At 34.2% G+C, this 14461-nt stretch carries 12 protein-coding genes; 5 read left to right on the top strand and 7 right to left on the bottom strand.

The window, feature by feature from the left end:
* Positions 1–154: 154 nt before the first annotated feature.
* The 3 genes from FN795_RS14490 (at position 155) to FN795_RS14480 (ending at position 3844) form a co-directional block, all read left to right on the top strand.
* Positions 155–1540, top strand: a complete 1386-nt coding sequence (locus FN795_RS14490) for an MATE family efflux transporter (protein ID WP_142451249.1) — start codon at positions 155–157, stop codon at positions 1538–1540.
* A gap of 81 nt (positions 1541–1621) precedes the next feature.
* Positions 1622–1849: a hypothetical protein gene (locus tag FN795_RS14485; protein WP_026984926.1), complete on the top strand. Its 228-nt coding sequence runs from the start codon at positions 1622–1624 to the stop codon at positions 1847–1849.
* A 60-nt stretch (positions 1850–1909) separates the two neighbouring features.
* Complete coding sequence (locus tag FN795_RS14480; RefSeq protein ID WP_142451248.1) at positions 1910–3844, top strand: LTA synthase family protein; 1935 nt, start codon at positions 1910–1912, stop codon at positions 3842–3844.
* Between the two features lie 96 nt (positions 3845–3940).
* Here FN795_RS14480 and meaB read toward each other — a convergent pair whose 3' ends face one another.
* The 3 genes from meaB to FN795_RS14465 all read right to left on the bottom strand — a co-directional run bounded on the left by meaB (position 3941) and on the right by FN795_RS14465 (position 6411).
* Positions 3941–5038, bottom strand: a complete 1098-nt coding sequence (gene meaB / locus FN795_RS14475) for a methylmalonyl Co-A mutase-associated GTPase MeaB (RefSeq protein ID WP_142451247.1) — start codon at positions 5036–5038, stop codon at positions 3941–3943.
* 266 nt (positions 5039–5304) lie between these two features.
* Complete coding sequence (locus FN795_RS14470; protein WP_142451246.1) at positions 5305–5946, bottom strand: NAD(P)-dependent oxidoreductase; 642 nt, start codon at positions 5944–5946, stop codon at positions 5305–5307.
* 57 nt (positions 5947–6003) lie between these two features.
* A complete protein-coding gene (locus tag FN795_RS14465; protein ID WP_142451245.1) occupies positions 6004–6411 on the bottom strand; it encodes an RrF2 family transcriptional regulator in 408 nt (135 codons plus the stop codon).
* Positions 6412–6697: 286 nt separating this feature from the next.
* On the opposite strand from FN795_RS14465, the gene FN795_RS14460 reads away from it, so the two are divergent.
* Together FN795_RS14460 and FN795_RS14455 are read left to right on the top strand one after the other, a co-directional pair.
* Positions 6698–7609 carry an AEC family transporter gene (locus tag FN795_RS14460; protein ID WP_142451310.1) on the top strand — a complete coding sequence of 304 codons (912 nt, stop codon included), beginning with the start codon at positions 6698–6700 and terminating at the stop codon, positions 7607–7609.
* A 111-nt stretch (positions 7610–7720) separates the two neighbouring features.
* Positions 7721–8359: a peroxiredoxin gene (locus FN795_RS14455; protein WP_142451244.1), complete on the top strand. Its 639-nt coding sequence runs from the start codon at positions 7721–7723 to the stop codon at positions 8357–8359.
* Between the two features lie 116 nt (positions 8360–8475).
* Here FN795_RS14455 and FN795_RS14450 read toward each other — a convergent pair whose 3' ends face one another.
* The 4 genes from FN795_RS14450 to FN795_RS14435 form a co-directional block, all read right to left on the bottom strand.
* Positions 8476–10719 (bottom strand): cation:proton antiporter domain-containing protein, encoded by a 2244-nt coding sequence (locus FN795_RS14450; protein WP_142451243.1) that lies wholly within the window; start codon positions 10717–10719, stop codon positions 8476–8478.
* A 241-nt stretch (positions 10720–10960) separates the two neighbouring features.
* Entirely contained in the window at positions 10961–12307 is a 1347-nt protein-coding gene (purB, locus tag FN795_RS14445; RefSeq protein WP_142451242.1) for an adenylosuccinate lyase, read from the bottom strand.
* Positions 12308–12386: 79 nt separating this feature from the next.
* On the bottom strand, positions 12387–13076 hold the full coding sequence (locus tag FN795_RS14440; protein WP_142451241.1) for an SIR2 family NAD-dependent protein deacylase: 690 nt from the start codon (positions 13074–13076) through the stop codon (positions 12387–12389).
* 14 nt (positions 13077–13090) lie between these two features.
* Positions 13091–14398 (bottom strand): BNR repeat-containing protein, encoded by a 1308-nt coding sequence (locus tag FN795_RS14435; RefSeq protein ID WP_142451240.1) that lies wholly within the window; start codon positions 14396–14398, stop codon positions 13091–13093.
* Between the last annotated feature and the right edge of the window lie 63 nt (positions 14399–14461).

Here is a 14461-nt window from a genome sequence, read left to right as displayed (position 1 = left end):
ATAATCAAGGCCTTTGGAGCTTGTTATATAATTTTTAAAAATCGTTACATAATATTAGGGTGTAATTAATTTTGCCTTAAAAATTGGATATCTTTTTATTGATAGGAAAGAATTCCAAGCTTCTGACTATCTTTGCCGACAAAATAAAATAGAAGTGAATTTAAAGCAGTACACAAAAGAGTTTTCGTATAATTTCAGACTGGCATATCCTGTGATTTTAGGTATGGTCGGGCATACTTTAATAGGTATTGTCGACAATATTATGGTAGGTAAAATTGGAGCAACTGAATTAGCAGCGGTTTCATTGGGAAATACGATGATTTTTGTGGCAATGTCAATTGGAATTGGTTTTTCGACAGCAATTACGCCAATTGTTGCTGAAGGTAATGTCGAAAATAATGACACCAAAATTCGTTCTGCTTTTCATCATGGTTTGTTTTTGTGCACTATTTTAGGATTGGTACTTTTTGGGGTAATAGTTTTGGCAAAGCCAATGATGGAAGTAATGAATCAGCCTGCTGATGTTATAACACTTGCAAAACCTTATTTAGATTGGGTTGCATTTTCTTTAATTCCTTTGATTGTGTACCAAGGTTATAAACAATTTGCAGACGGAATGTCTTTGACCAAATATTCTATGTATGCTATGATTATGGCCAACGTCCTGCATGTCGGAATTAATTATGTCTTAATTTACGGAATCTGGATTTTTCCTAAAATGGGCATCATTGGTGCCGCACTTGGAACTGTAATTTCAAGAATATTTTTAGTGATGTTTATGCATATTATGCTTTCCGGACGAAATGATTTAAAACGATTTTTCAAAAAATTCAGTTTTAGTGAAATAAAAAAAACAACTATAAAAAAAATAGCCCGAATCGGGTTTCCATCTGCTATGCAAATGCTTTTTGAGGTAGTACTGTTTTCTGCTTCGGTTTGGCTTTGCGGTAATATTGGCAAGACAAGTCAGGCAGCCAATCAGGTTGCATTGAGTCTTGCATCATTGACTTTTATGTTTGCGATGGGATTAAGTGTAACTTCAATGATTAGAATTAGTAGCCAAAGAGGTTTACAGGATTTTAAAAAATTAGTGATTGTGGCACGCTCTATTTTTTTACTGGCGATTATTATTGAAACGGTTTTTGCAGTTTTATTTGTGGCTTTCCACGAGTATCTGCCTCCAATATTTTTGAAAATGGAAAACAGCGGACAAGTTTTGGATAATGCTGAAGTAGTAAGCATTGCATCAAAATTGCTTTTAATAACTGCAGTTTTTCAAATTTCTGACGGAATTCAGGTTGTGGTTTTAGGTGCTTTGCGCGGTCTGCAAGATGTAAAAATTCCTATGTACATCACTTTTGTAGCCTATTGGGTGATTGGTTTTCCAATTTCGTATTATCTTGGAGAACATACAGAACTGAAAGCGCAGGGAGTTTGGATTGGACTTTTGGCGGGTTTAACAACAGCAGCAATTTTTCTGTACATTCGCTTCCACTACTTAACAAAGAGATTAATCATTAATTCAGATTCAAATAATTAAATTTGATAAAAGATAAATCACAGATTGTATTTCTTTTATAAATCTGTGAAAAATAATAACAAATACTAAAAAATAAATATAATGGAATTACCTAAATTTTTACTTGGAGACAATACTGATTTTCCAGATGATATTTTCATCATTCATCTAGATTATCCTCGATTTATTATCAATTTAAAAGATGATGAGGTTGAGTTTTTAGAAGAAGCTGAGGATCTTGATGAAGCTGAATTAAATGCCGAAATGGAAGGCTTGATCGAAAAAGCAAATGATTTTTATGACAGAGAAATTAATCGTTACGAAGAGTAGAGATAAACTCTCGTTTTGCCTTATAATGTTCCTTAGTCTTAAAATAATGTAAATCGTTCAATGAAAAAATTAAGTTACTTAAAACCCATTTTTAATTTTATAGTAATCGGATTGCTGATTACTACTTTAAGCCGCCTTGTTTTATTTTTTATTTTTAAAGATAGAGTAGTCGAAACGCCAAATTTCTGGTATATTTTCCCAATCGGTCTGCGAATGGATATGATTTTACTTTGTTATTTATCATTTCTTCCGGCTGCCCTGATTACTTTTATTCCAAATAAAGGAATAAAGTTCACCAACAAATTTTTGGTGATTTACAGTTTCTTGTTTCTCTTTCTGATTCTTTTTGTTGAATTGGCTTCGCCTGATTTTGTAAAACAATATGATACTCGCCCGAATAAAATTTTCTTAGATTATCTAATTTACCCAAAAGAGGTTGTTGGAATGCTTTTAAAAAGTTATCTAACTTCAATTATCGTTTCCTTTTTGATTTTGGGAATTGTGCTGTATTTTGCTATCAAAAAAGGAAAAAAATATTTTCATACTTCAGCTACAGATTATAAATTCAAATTAATGGTTTTTCCATTATTGGCTTTTTTATTGTTTTTTGGTGCGCGTTCAAGTCTAACTTCAAAACGACCAATTAATGCCAGTAATGCAGTTTTTTCTACTGATCAGTTAACAAATACTTTAGGCTTAAATTCTTTTTATACTGTTGCTTTTGCCGCTTATTCGATTAAAAATGAAGCAAACACAAAAATGTACGGTAAAATGGATGAAGCCGAAGCAATTGCTCGTGTGAAAAAATACATGATTGCAGGTCCAAACGATTTTACCGATGCTGAAATTCCGTTTCTTCACGTACAACAACCGGATTCAGTGAGACAAAAACCGTATAATTTGGTTATTTTCCTTCAGGAAAGTTTAGGCGCTGAATATGTTGGAATTTTGGGAGGAAAACCTTTAACTCCGGAATTTGATAAGTTATCAAAGGAAGGAACATTATTCACCAATTTGTACTGCACAGGAACCAGAAGTGTTCGTGGAATCGAGGCAGTTGTAACAGGATTTTTGCCTTCGCCTTCTGAAAGCGTTGTCAGACTTGGGAATTCTCAACAAGGATTTTTTACACTTGCTGATGCTTTAAAACAAAAAGGATATGACACGAGTTTCATTTATGGTGGAATGGCTAATTTTGACAATATGGCTTCGTTTTTCAACGGAAATGGTTTCAGTGACATTGTAGATCAAACGGATTTTGAATCAGACGGAAATAAATATGCTTTCAAAGGAACTTGGGGTTATTCCGATGAAGATTTGGTTACGAAAGCCAATCAGTATTTCAAGTCAAAAGGAAATAAGCCATTTTTCTCTTTGATGTTCTCGACTTCAAATCACGAACCTTTTGAATATCCAGCAGGAAGAATAAAACCTTACGATAAAAAACCGGCAACGGTTAATAATGCTATGAAATATGCTGATTTTTCAATTGGAAAATTCTTCGAAATGGCTAAAAAAGAAGCGTATTTTAAAAACACAATTTTCATCGTAATCGCGGATCATAATACAAGAACTTACGGGAAAAATTTAGTGCCAATTAATAAATTCCATATTCCGGCATTTATTATGGGACCTGGAGTTGCAAAAGGTGCAGTCTATGACAGATTAGCAAGTCAGATCGATATTCCGCCAACATTATTAGGGTATTTAGGAATTCCGTTCGAAACTCCAATGGTTGGAAGAAATCTTACGAAACTAGATCAAAAAGTACAAGGAAGATCAATTATGCAGTTTAATGATATCAATGCATTTAGAGTAGAAAATCAGGTTGTAATCATGCAGCCAAATTTGAAACCGCTTCAATTTGAAATCAAAAATGATACAACTTTAATTCCTGTAAAATTAAATGAAGATTTAGCAAAAGATGCTTTAGCTCACGTGATAACAGCAGGAAATTTATATAAAGAAAGTAAATATAAACTTAGGAAAAAATAGGTTCAAAGTGACAAAGTAACAAAGGTTCAAAGCAGAGAAAAAACTTTGCCACTTTGAAACTTTGCCACTTTGAAACTTTGCCACTTTGAAACTTTGTCACTTTGTATCTTTACTAAAATAAAATTTCAATAACTCAGAAGCAGCTGCAAAAGGTGAAATTTCATCATTTTGCACTGCTTTTTTGTTTTGTTCTAATAAAGAAATAATTTCCGGTTGATTATAGAAATTTGATTTTAATTGTTCATTGATGGTTTCCATCATCCAAAACTGATTTTGTTCATGTCGTTTTTCCTGAAAGAATCCAGATTCTTTTGTCATTTCGAAATAGTCAGAAATAGTATTCCATATTTCCGAAATACCCTCTTTTGCAATTGCACTGCAAGTGGTAACTTTTGGTTGCCAATTTGATTTTTTTGGTGGAAATAAATGCAAAGCTCGATTGAATTCTAATTTTGCCTGATTGGCTTTTTTGATATTATCTCCGTCAGCTTTATTGATTACGATTGCGTCAGCCATTTCCATAATACCGCGTTTGATACCCTGAAGTTCGTCACCAGCACCGGAAATTTTTAACAAAAGAAAAAAGTCAACCATACTGTGAACTGCAGTTTCGCTTTGTCCAACGCCAACAGTTTCGATAATTATCGTGTCAAAACCCCCAGCTTCGCATAAAATGATTGCTTCACGGGTTTTGCGCGCCACACCGCCCAGATTTTCTCCAGATGCACTCGGTCTGATGAAAGCATTTTCATCTTTTACCAATTCTTCCATTCTGGTTTTATCTCCCAAAATACTTCCGTGCGAAATTGAACTGCTTGGATCAACTGCCAAAACAGCCACTTTTTTTCCTAATTGCGTAAGATAGGTTCCGAAAGCTTCAATAAAAGTGCTTTTTCCAACTCCGGGAACACCAGTAATTCCAACACGAACCGATTTATTGGCATGAGCCAAACAACCCTTTATAATTTGGTTTGCTTTTTCTGCATGTTCAGGATTGGTACTTTCTATGAGTGTGATTGCACGACTTAGAGAAGTCCTGTTTCCTGAAAGTATTCCTGAAATTAATTCTTCAGCTGTAGGTTGTTGTCTGCGTTTGTTTTTAATTTGATTTATAGCTGAAACATTGGTGATTTCAGGAGATGAAATTCCAGCTTTTTCAGTTAAACTGCTCGACTGTTTCTTTAAACTTGACAAAATACTTTTTTAGTATTGTAAAAGTACTGAAAACAAAAACAGTTTCAAAAGACAAATGTTCCTTTGAAACTGTTTACATTTATTTGCCACAAATTACGCTAATTTTCACAATTTTTTGTCACGCTGAGCGAAGTCGAAGGGCACACAAGTAGCTCGACAAAGTTTGTCTATTTTGATTGTAGAATTTCGGACGTGTCCTTCGACTTCGCTCAGGATGACATGCGTAATTCAAAAAAATAATTCATGAATTCGTAGCGAAAAAAAAATTAATACCCCGCAGTAAATCTCACTTGGTGATGTTTTGCATTTTCAGTTTCATCAGCAATAGCGACTGCTAGATCTTCAACAGATAAAATACTTCTTTGTTCGTCGTTAAAAACTGGGTTTTCTAAGCCTAAACGGTATTGTCCAGTTCTTCCTGTTGTAATTCCCTGATGCATTTCAAGAGCAGGACTAAAAAATGCCCAATCTAATTCTTTTTCCTCTTTAATGACATTCAAATAATCTCTTGCTGCAGAAGCGGCTGTATAATATTCTTTTGGAAACTCTGGAGTATCAACTGCCTGTACGCCTGGCGCTACATATAAACTTCCAGCACCTCCAATTGTGATAAAACGTTTTACACCTGATTTTTTTGCAGCTTCCTGAATCGATTTTGATCCGTTTTCGAAATCAGAGCTATAGTTTGGATTTGTCCAACCCGGGTTATAAGCGTTAATTATAACATCATGTCCTTTTAAAATTTCTGCTAAAGCATCAGCATTAAAAATATCTGCGGCAACCCAAGTTGCGTTGGCAGTATCTTTTGGAGTTCTTGCAATTGCTGTAATTTCATGTTTTCTGTCTGCCAATTCGTTTAAAATTGCTGAGCCAACAAATCCTGTTGCTCCAATAAGTGCGATTTTCATAATATATAAATTTATTTAGTAATAAAAAATGTTACAGTTTAAGGCAAAAAAATAGCTTTAAAACTGGTTCGAAAAATCTTCCAAAGAAATTTTTTCCAGTTGTGCATTAACTTTTTGATTCATTTCTTTATATAAAGCATCCAAATTCTGATTGATTTTTTTTCCGACAGGACAATCAGGGTTTGGCTGATTTTTAGCATAACCTAAACCAATGGTTTCAAAAGTCATTTCGAAAATTTCTTTTAAAGTCAGTTTAGCAGCGTCTACAGACAGTTTTGTACCGCCATTTTTACCTTCTTTGCTTTCTACAATATGGTGCGCTTTTAGGTTTGCGATTTCTTTTCTAACCAAAACAGGGTTGAGGTTCATGCTTCCTGCAATATATTCCGATGATAAATAATCATTTGGAAATTTATTGAGCAAAGTAAGAATGTGAATCGTTATGGCAAATTTACCTGAAAGCATACTGTAATAAAATATGTTACAAATGTATGGGTTTTTCTAACACAAAATACTAATTTAACTATTTTTTTAGAAATGAGTGATTACTGAAAAGTGAAAAGTGAAAAGTGAAAAGTGATTAGTGAGAATTGAAAAGTGTATAGTAATAAGTTGTAATAGGTTTCAACGAAATGTTATATGTTTAACAAAAGAAAATCAGTAGTTAGTATTCACTTAATATAGCTAATTACTATACACTTTTCACTAATCACTAAATTATAAATAGTTATTTTTGCATTCAAGCCTCGATATGAACAACTTTATTATAATATTCTTTTTTCTGTTTTTAGGATTGCTTCTGAAGAATATCAAGCAGTTTCCAACGCACATTTATAAAACAATCAATAAAATTGTCATTTATGTATGCCTTCCTGCAATTACCTTATATCATATTCCGAAAATAAAATGGAGCAATGAATTATTGTTTCCAATAGGAGCGGGCTGGATTAGTTTTTTTCTAGCGTTTGTTATTTTTCATTTTTTAGGACGAAAATTAGGTTGGTCAAATAAACTGATTGGCTGTCTGATTCTGACTGCAGGATTGAGCAATTCTTCTTTTCTTGGATATCCAATTATTGAAGCTTTATTTGGAAAAAAAGGTTTAGAAACTGCCGTACTTGTAGATCAGCCGGGAACTTTTGTTGTGGTTTCGACTTTAGGTGTTTTTGTGGCGGCATTTTATTCTAACGGAAGTCCCGATTTTAAAAGTATTTCTAAAAAGATACTTCTTTTTCCGCCTTTTCTTACGTTTGTTGTTGCCTGTTTGATGAATGTTACAGATTATAATTTGGATTCAAATATTCAATATGTTTTATTGAAATTAGGAAGTTTAGTTACACCGCTGGCTTTGTTCTCAGTAGGATTACAATTAAGTTTTGATCGAAATAGTAAACATTGGAAATTTTTAAGATTAGGTCTTTTTGTCCGACTTATTTTGACGCCGCTGATTATTTTCATCTTATATGTTTTCATCTTCAATCAGCGCTCTGAAGCGATAAGAATAACAATTGTTGAAATTGCCATGGCGCCAATGATTACGGGCGCAATTTTGGCTTCTACTTATGGTTTAAAACCAAAATTAAGTAGTATGATGATTGGTTTCGGAATCCCAATTTCGTTTTTAACGCTTGCGTTTTGGTATTTTATAGTTGGTTTTATCTAAAATAAAATACTAACTAGATAGAGAATGTAGAATTTTAACTTTTTTTTAATTCTTACGTGTTTTCTAAATGTATTTTTTAGTTAATTTTAGAGGAACTAAAAACTATAAATTATGTCAACATTAAGATTAGGCGATATAGCTCCAGATTTTCATGCAGAAACCACACAAGGACCAATCAATTTTTACGAATACTTGGGAGATTCATGGGGTGTCTTATTTTCACATCCTGCCGATTTTACTCCGGTTTGTACAACTGAATTGGGAACAGTAGCAAACTATCTTCCGGAATTTTCTAAAAGAAATACGAAAGTTATAGCTTTGAGTGTAGACGGCTTGGAATCACATAAAGAGTGGATTAAGGACATTAACGAAACTCAAAATACAGAAGTCAATTTTCCAATTATTGCGGATGAAGATAAAAAAATAGCAACTTTATATGATATGCTTCATCCAAATGCCAGCGATAAATTCACAGTGCGTTCTGTTTTTGTAATTGGTGCCGATAAAAAAATCAAACTAACATTGACGTATCCAGCTTCAACAGGAAGAAATTTTGACGAATTGCTTCGCGTTATTGATAGTTTGCAATTAACTGCAAATTATAGCGTTGCTACTCCTGCAAATTGGAAAGATGGTGAAGATGTTGTAATTGCTCCGGCAATTCCAGACAGCGATATTCCGGCAAAATTCCCAAAAGGACACACGCCAATCAAACCTTATTTAAGATTGACGCCACAGCCGAATAAGTAATTTTTGAGATGCTAAGATACTAAGGCGCTAAGATGCTAAGATTTCTATTTGAAAACTCAACATCTTAGCGCCTTAATTATTAAAAAAAAACCTTAGAGCCTTAGCTCCTCAGAACCTTAGTTCCTTTTCGAAGAAACCAACTCATTCATTTTTTTCTTGTCGCCTACAACCCAAATGATATCATTCTGACTCAAAATAATATTCGATTCAGGATTTAGGATTCGGTTTCCATTTCGCTCAATTCCTACGACTAGGCCGCCAGTTTTTCCTCTAAATTGTCCAATGCTTTTCTGAATAAATTCTTCTTGAGAAACTTCTAACTGACGCAACACAATTTCAGATTCTTGGACCACAGGAGGAGCTTCAATTTCATTTTGATCTAAATATTTGGCAAATTCAGTAACTTGAGCATCCGTACCAATTACGCAAATTTCGTCACCCGGAAACAAACGTTCATTTTTAGTTGGAATTGGAATTGTAATATCGCCTCGTTTTATTTCTGCAATATTAATTCCAAGCTGTTCTCGAATTTTTAATTCTTCTAAAGTTTTTCCAGCCAGGTTTGATTCTTTTCCAATATCAAAAAACGACATGTGACCGTCCCACGGCATCAAATTAGCATAACGTCTGTCAATTTTTTTGTTTTCACGATCATTCAGATTTTTCAGAAAGTGATTTTCAATTTTATGATATTGTTCGTTTAATTTTTTCGGGAATATTTGATATGCTCCAATTGCAATTATCAGCGCAACAAAAGCAACCAAAGGCGAGAAGAAAATATTCAACAAAAAGCCCACGAAAAACAAGCCAAGACTCATTCTGATTAAAATCAGCATTAAAAGTGCACCACGATATTTTCGTTCTTCCCATAAAATTTCAACTTCATCCACTTTTACTCTTCGCAACGAAAGTGCCCATAAAAATGGAGCAATAATCACTAATGTAATCAATGCGGCAAGCGTATTTCCAAATCGGGTATCAGCTACTAAAGGCGCAACAAATTTGGCAGATAATAAAATAATAGCCGTAATAATTATAGTATGAAGTATAATTTGTGTCACAGAAGCTCTTAAAACAATTTGCCAAGTACTTACCGATTTAATCGCCTGTGCATTTACGCTATAACGATTAATATTTTTAACCCATTTTTTTGGCATTTTTGATTCTAAAAACAAAGCAAAAGTTTCAGAATATTTAATTAAAAACGGAGTTGTAAACGTGGTAACTGCTGAAACTGCCACAATTATTGGATATAAAAAATCGCTTGTCACTTTCAATGTCATTCCGAGCGTGGCGATGATAAATGAGAATTCTCCAATTTGTGCTAAACTCATTCCAGTTTGTACAGATTGTTTTAAAGGTTGACCAGATAATAAAGCTCCAAATGCAGAACTGAATGCTTTTCCAAAAACAGTGACCAATGTGATGATCAAAACAGGAAGCGCATAATCAATCAAAGTTACCGGATTGATCAACATTCCAACTGACACAAAGAAAACAGCCCCAAATAAGTCTTTTACTGGCTGAATTAAATGCTCAATTTTTTCCGCTTGAGTGGTTTCAGCAATAATAGAACCCATTATAAAAGCTCCTAATGCAGGAGAGAAACCAACATTGGCAGCAAACATTACCATCATCAAACATAATGCAAGCGAAATAATAAGCAACATCTCGTCACTCAATAAATGCTTTGCCTTTTTTAAAATCGTTGGAATAATGAAAATTCCGCCTAAAAACCAAATTATCAAAAAGAAAATTAATTTTAAAACAGATTGCAATAAAGCAGTTCCGGAGACCTGATCGCTCACCGCAATTGTTGATAATAAAACAAGCATTAAAATTGCGACAATATCTTCGACAATCAAGGCACCAAATACAATTCCTACGAATTTTTTTCCTTTAACTCCCAATTCATCAAATGCCCGAATAATTATGGTTGTAGAGGAAATTGAAAGCGTTGCACCAAGAAAAATACTATCCATTTTTCCCCAACCCATCCACTGTCCAACCAGATAACCAATCATGGTCATAAACATAATCTGAGTTATGGCGGTGATGGACGAAGTGCCACCAACTTTCATCAGTTTTTTAAAACTAAATTCGAGTCCTAAACTAAAAAGTAAAAAGATAACACCAATTTCTGCCCACACTTCAACACTTTTCATGTCTGTAATCGATGGGAAAAAATCGAAATGATTTCCAGCCAAAAAACCCGCAATTAAATATCCTAAAACCAGCGGCTGTTTCATTTTTTTGAAAATCAGCACGGCAATCCCGGCGGTCATTAGGATTAATCCCAAGTCGCTGATTAAGGGTTGTAAATGGTGTGTAGTTTCAGCAGCGGCGTTTAAGGCAATCATATAGAAGTGGTGTTTTAGTTTCAGGAGCTATTTCCAGCCTTACATTTCAAGCTTTTGCTCAAAAAACATATTTTTAACGCCGTTACAGGAGCTTCCTCCGGTCGCTCTGTAACAGCAAAAAAATATAGTTTTTCGAGCAAAAGGCTTTTCATTTCAGTCTGGGCTAGTTTCCAATCAGATTTAATAAAAAAAGCTATCTCGATAAAGATAGCTTTTTTTGGGAAAATATTTTAGGTTTTCTTTAAATACCTGTGTAATTGCTAGGCGTTATCTGCATTAATTCTGCTCTAACAGCATCTGAAACTTCTAAAGTCGCAATAAAATTATGAATCGCATTTTTGTCAATTGCTTCATTTGTTCTTGTCAAACCTTTCAATGCTTCGTAAGGATTTGGATATGCCTCGCGACGCAAAATTGTCTGAATAGCCTCAGCAACAACTGCCCAGTTTTTCTCTAAATCTTCAGCAAATTTGCTTTCGTTTAACAGTAATTTGTTCAAACCTTTTAAAGTTGCTTCAAAAGCAATAATTGTGTGTCCAACCGGAACGCCTACATTTCTTAAAACGGTACTGTCAGTTAAATCACGTTGTAATCTTGAAATAGGTAATTTAGCAGCCAAATGTTCGAAAATAGCATTTGCAATTCCTAAGTTTCCTTCAGAATTTTCAAAATCAATTGGGTTTACTTTATGTGGCATTGCCGAAGATCCAATTTCTCCTGCTTTGATTTTTTGTTTAAAATAATCCATTGAAACATATGTCCAAATATCACGATCTAAATCGATAATGATATTGTTGATTCTTTTTAAACCATCAAAAAACGCTGCAAAATGATCGTAATGCTCAATTTGAGTTGTCGGGAATGAATGTTGTAAGCCTAAGCCCGTTTCAACAAATTTAGTTCCGAATTGTTTCCAGTCAATTTGTGGATATGCAACATGGTGCGCATTGAAATTTCCAGTTGCTCCACCAAATTTAGCTGCAAACGGAACATTGAACAACAAACGCATTTGCTCTTCTAAACGCTCAACAAAAACTAAAATTTCTTTTCCTAAGCGAGTAGGAGATGCTGGTTGTCCGTGCGTACGCGCCAACATTGGAATATCTTTCCATTCTACACTTAATTCTTTTAATTTAGAAATTAAAGAAATTAGTGAAGGCATATAAACCTGCTCAAAAGCTTCTTTTGTAGAAAGCGGAATCGCAGTATTGTTAATATCTTGAGAAGTTAACCCGAAGTGAATGAACTCTTTGTATTGAGATAAACCTAATTTTTCAAAAGCATCTTTGATAAAGTATTCAACCGCTTTTACGTCGTGGTTGGTTACTTTCTCCGTTTCTTTAATCCAAAGCGCATCTTCAGTTGAGAAATTTTTGTAGATGTTTCTTAAACTGTCAAATAAACCTGAATCAATACCTTTTAGTTGAGGCAATGGAATTTCGCATAAAGCAATAAAATATTCCACTTCAACCAAAACGCGGTATTTAATTAAGGCTTCTTCAGAGAAAAAAGGTGCTAAATTTTGAGTTTTATTTCTATATCTTCCATCAATTGGTGATATAGCATTCAATTCGTTTAGAGTAGTCATTGTTATGTTGTTTTTTCGAAAGGTGCAAATATAAGCAGAATTTAGCGATTAGAGATAATTAAAACGTGCATTTATGCATTCAAAATGAATTTAATCGCGCTCTTAAATCGGCAACTCCTTCTGATGCAAATTTGGCAATCGTTTCCACTTTATTTCTAATATTTGGAATTGCAATTGGTTTTGGATCAATATAAAAAACCGGAGTTGTACTTGGCGCATAGGCAATCAGACCTGCTGCGGGATAAACTTGAAGCGAAGTTCCAATTACAGCAAAATAATCAGCTGTTTCTGTAATGTCGATTGCTTCTTCTAATGCTGGAACTTCTTCGCCAAACCAAACAATATGCGGTCTCAATTGATGTCCGTTTATATCAAAATCGCCAGTGTTTAAATCTTCTGTCCAATCTAAAATTAAGTTTTTATTTTGTACACTTCGAACTTTAAGTAATTCGCCATGTAAATGCAAAACATTTGTGCTTCCGGCACGTTCGTGCAAATCATCAACATTCTGGGTGATAATATAAACGTCGAAATCTTTCTCTAATTCGGCTAAAATAGTGTGACCTAAATTAGGTTTTACTTCTTTTAGTTGCTGACGTCTTTTATTATAAAAATCCAAAACCAATTCCTGATTTTTATGCCAGCCTTCAGGAGTTGCGACTTCCATGACGTCATGACCTTCCCATAAGCCGTCGCTGTCGCGAAACGTTTTGATCCCGCTTTCTGCACTAATTCCGGCGCCGGTTAAGACTACAAGTTTCTTTTTCATTTTCTTAAATTCTATTATTTAGGCAACTGATTCACTTCCAAAACCCTGACCATTGTTGGTTCTGATTTGGCTAAACCTTCGCCATCAACCTGATTTACATTTTGAAGAAAGATATGAAGTTTTTTTTGTTTTTCCCAAAGCGAAATATCATAATTGGGCTCCCATTCACCGATAGAAGCTGAGGTTAAGTCGGTTACCTTCCATGGGGCGTTTTGGCTTAAATTGGTATACGCCATCGATACTTTGTTTTCTCTTTCAGCATCTCTGAAAAGCAAATACAAATTGCGTTTTTTCCCTTCTTCTTTAATCAATAAATCAGGTCTCGAAATTGGAATTTTCTTCGTACCTCCGCCTCCTAAATAAAAAGAAGTTTTTCTGAAACCCGTATTTGATTTTTTCCAAATACCGTTTTCTAGGTAAACAATTTGAAACTGCGGAATAGTATTTTCACTCCAATAATTGGCGATATAAGGATTTTCATTTTTATCCACAATCATTGAAGTCTGATTAATTAAACTTGATTTTTCAGGAATTTTCCAGGCAATTTCTGCCGATGCAACTGTTATAGGCAAATTGTATTTTTCTCCATTTGATTTTTCCCAGGTCAAACCGCCGTCAAAAGAACGAGCATAGCAAATGTCGTGATTCGTCGAAACATCCCAACTTTCTCTCCAAACCCATGAAAGATGAATTGTACCTTTTTTATCAACTTTTGCCTGCCAATATGCGCTTCTTTGCTCTTCGCCGTTTAATAAATTGCTTTGCAGTTGCGACCATTTTTTTTCTTTTACCGAATATAAATTAAGAATCATATTTCCTCGTCCCGAAGCACCTGAGCGATAAAAGAATACTAAATTCCCGTTTGGCAGATTGTGAAATTCGGGATACGTTACTTTTTGTTCAGCAATTCCTGTCATTGATTCTTCTTTGCCTAAATCTAAGCTTAAAGGATATTTGCTTTTTGCATATCGAAGTTTTGTATCGTGATGATCCCAGCTGATATGCAAATATCCATCGCCATCAATTGCAATGCTGATCGTATTATGCGCATCTTTTACATTTCCGCTGTAAGATGTTTTTACAATTTCCCAATTAGTTGAATTTAGTTTTCTTTTGCCTAAAATTACCGCGCCATCATTATCATAATAGGCTATAAATTGAAAATCTTTAAAAGTCGTTAAAGCGTTTTTTCTAAATTTTACGGTATTGACAGAATTGCTGCTCCAGCCGTTTCCCACAGGAATTTCTACGTTTTTTTGTGCGACGCAGGAAAGTAAACTAAAAAAAAGAAAAAAAAGGATTTTGTAAAAATGCGGTTTCATTAAAAAGTTGTTGTTTGGTTGTAGTTAGTGAGAAATGAAGATTGGTTAAATTCTTCGAATCAG

The sequence above is a fragment of the Flavobacterium resistens genome, assembly GCF_900182645.1.
In the GTDB taxonomy this organism is placed as follows: Bacteria; Bacteroidota; Bacteroidia; order Flavobacteriales; family Flavobacteriaceae; genus Flavobacterium; species Flavobacterium resistens.
Note: the sequence above shows the minus strand (reverse complement) of the source record. Positions and strands in the feature narration are given on the sequence as shown.

What these genes read in the sequence shown, in the direction of transcription:
- FN795_RS14465 (WP_142451245.1), bottom strand. Translation starts at nt 6,411, where the DNA reads ATGCTTTCAGGTAAATTTGCCATAACGATTCACATTCTTACTTTGCTC.
- FN795_RS14460 (WP_142451310.1), top strand. Translation starts at nt 6,698, where the DNA reads ATGAACAACTTTATTATAATATTCTTTTTTCTGTTTTTAGGATTGCTT.
- purB (WP_142451242.1), bottom strand. Translation starts at nt 12,307, where the DNA reads ATGACTACTCTAAACGAATTGAATGCTATATCACCAATTGATGGAAGA.
- FN795_RS14440 (WP_142451241.1), bottom strand. Translation starts at nt 13,076, where the DNA reads ATGAAAAAGAAACTTGTAGTCTTAACCGGCGCCGGAATTAGTGCAGAA.
- FN795_RS14435 (WP_142451240.1), bottom strand. Translation starts at nt 14,398, where the DNA reads ATGAAACCGCATTTTTACAAAATCCTTTTTTTTCTTTTTTTTAGTTTA.
- FN795_RS14480 (WP_142451248.1), top strand. Translation starts at nt 1,910, where the DNA reads ATGAAAAAATTAAGTTACTTAAAACCCATTTTTAATTTTATAGTAATC.
- FN795_RS14485 (WP_026984926.1), top strand. Translation starts at nt 1,622, where the DNA reads ATGGAATTACCTAAATTTTTACTTGGAGACAATACTGATTTTCCAGAT.
- FN795_RS14470 (WP_142451246.1), bottom strand. Translation starts at nt 5,946, where the DNA reads ATGAAAATCGCACTTATTGGAGCAACAGGATTTGTTGGCTCAGCAATT.
- FN795_RS14455 (WP_142451244.1), top strand. Translation starts at nt 7,721, where the DNA reads ATGTCAACATTAAGATTAGGCGATATAGCTCCAGATTTTCATGCAGAA.
- FN795_RS14450 (WP_142451243.1), bottom strand. Translation starts at nt 10,719, where the DNA reads ATGATTGCCTTAAACGCCGCTGCTGAAACTACACACCATTTACAACCC.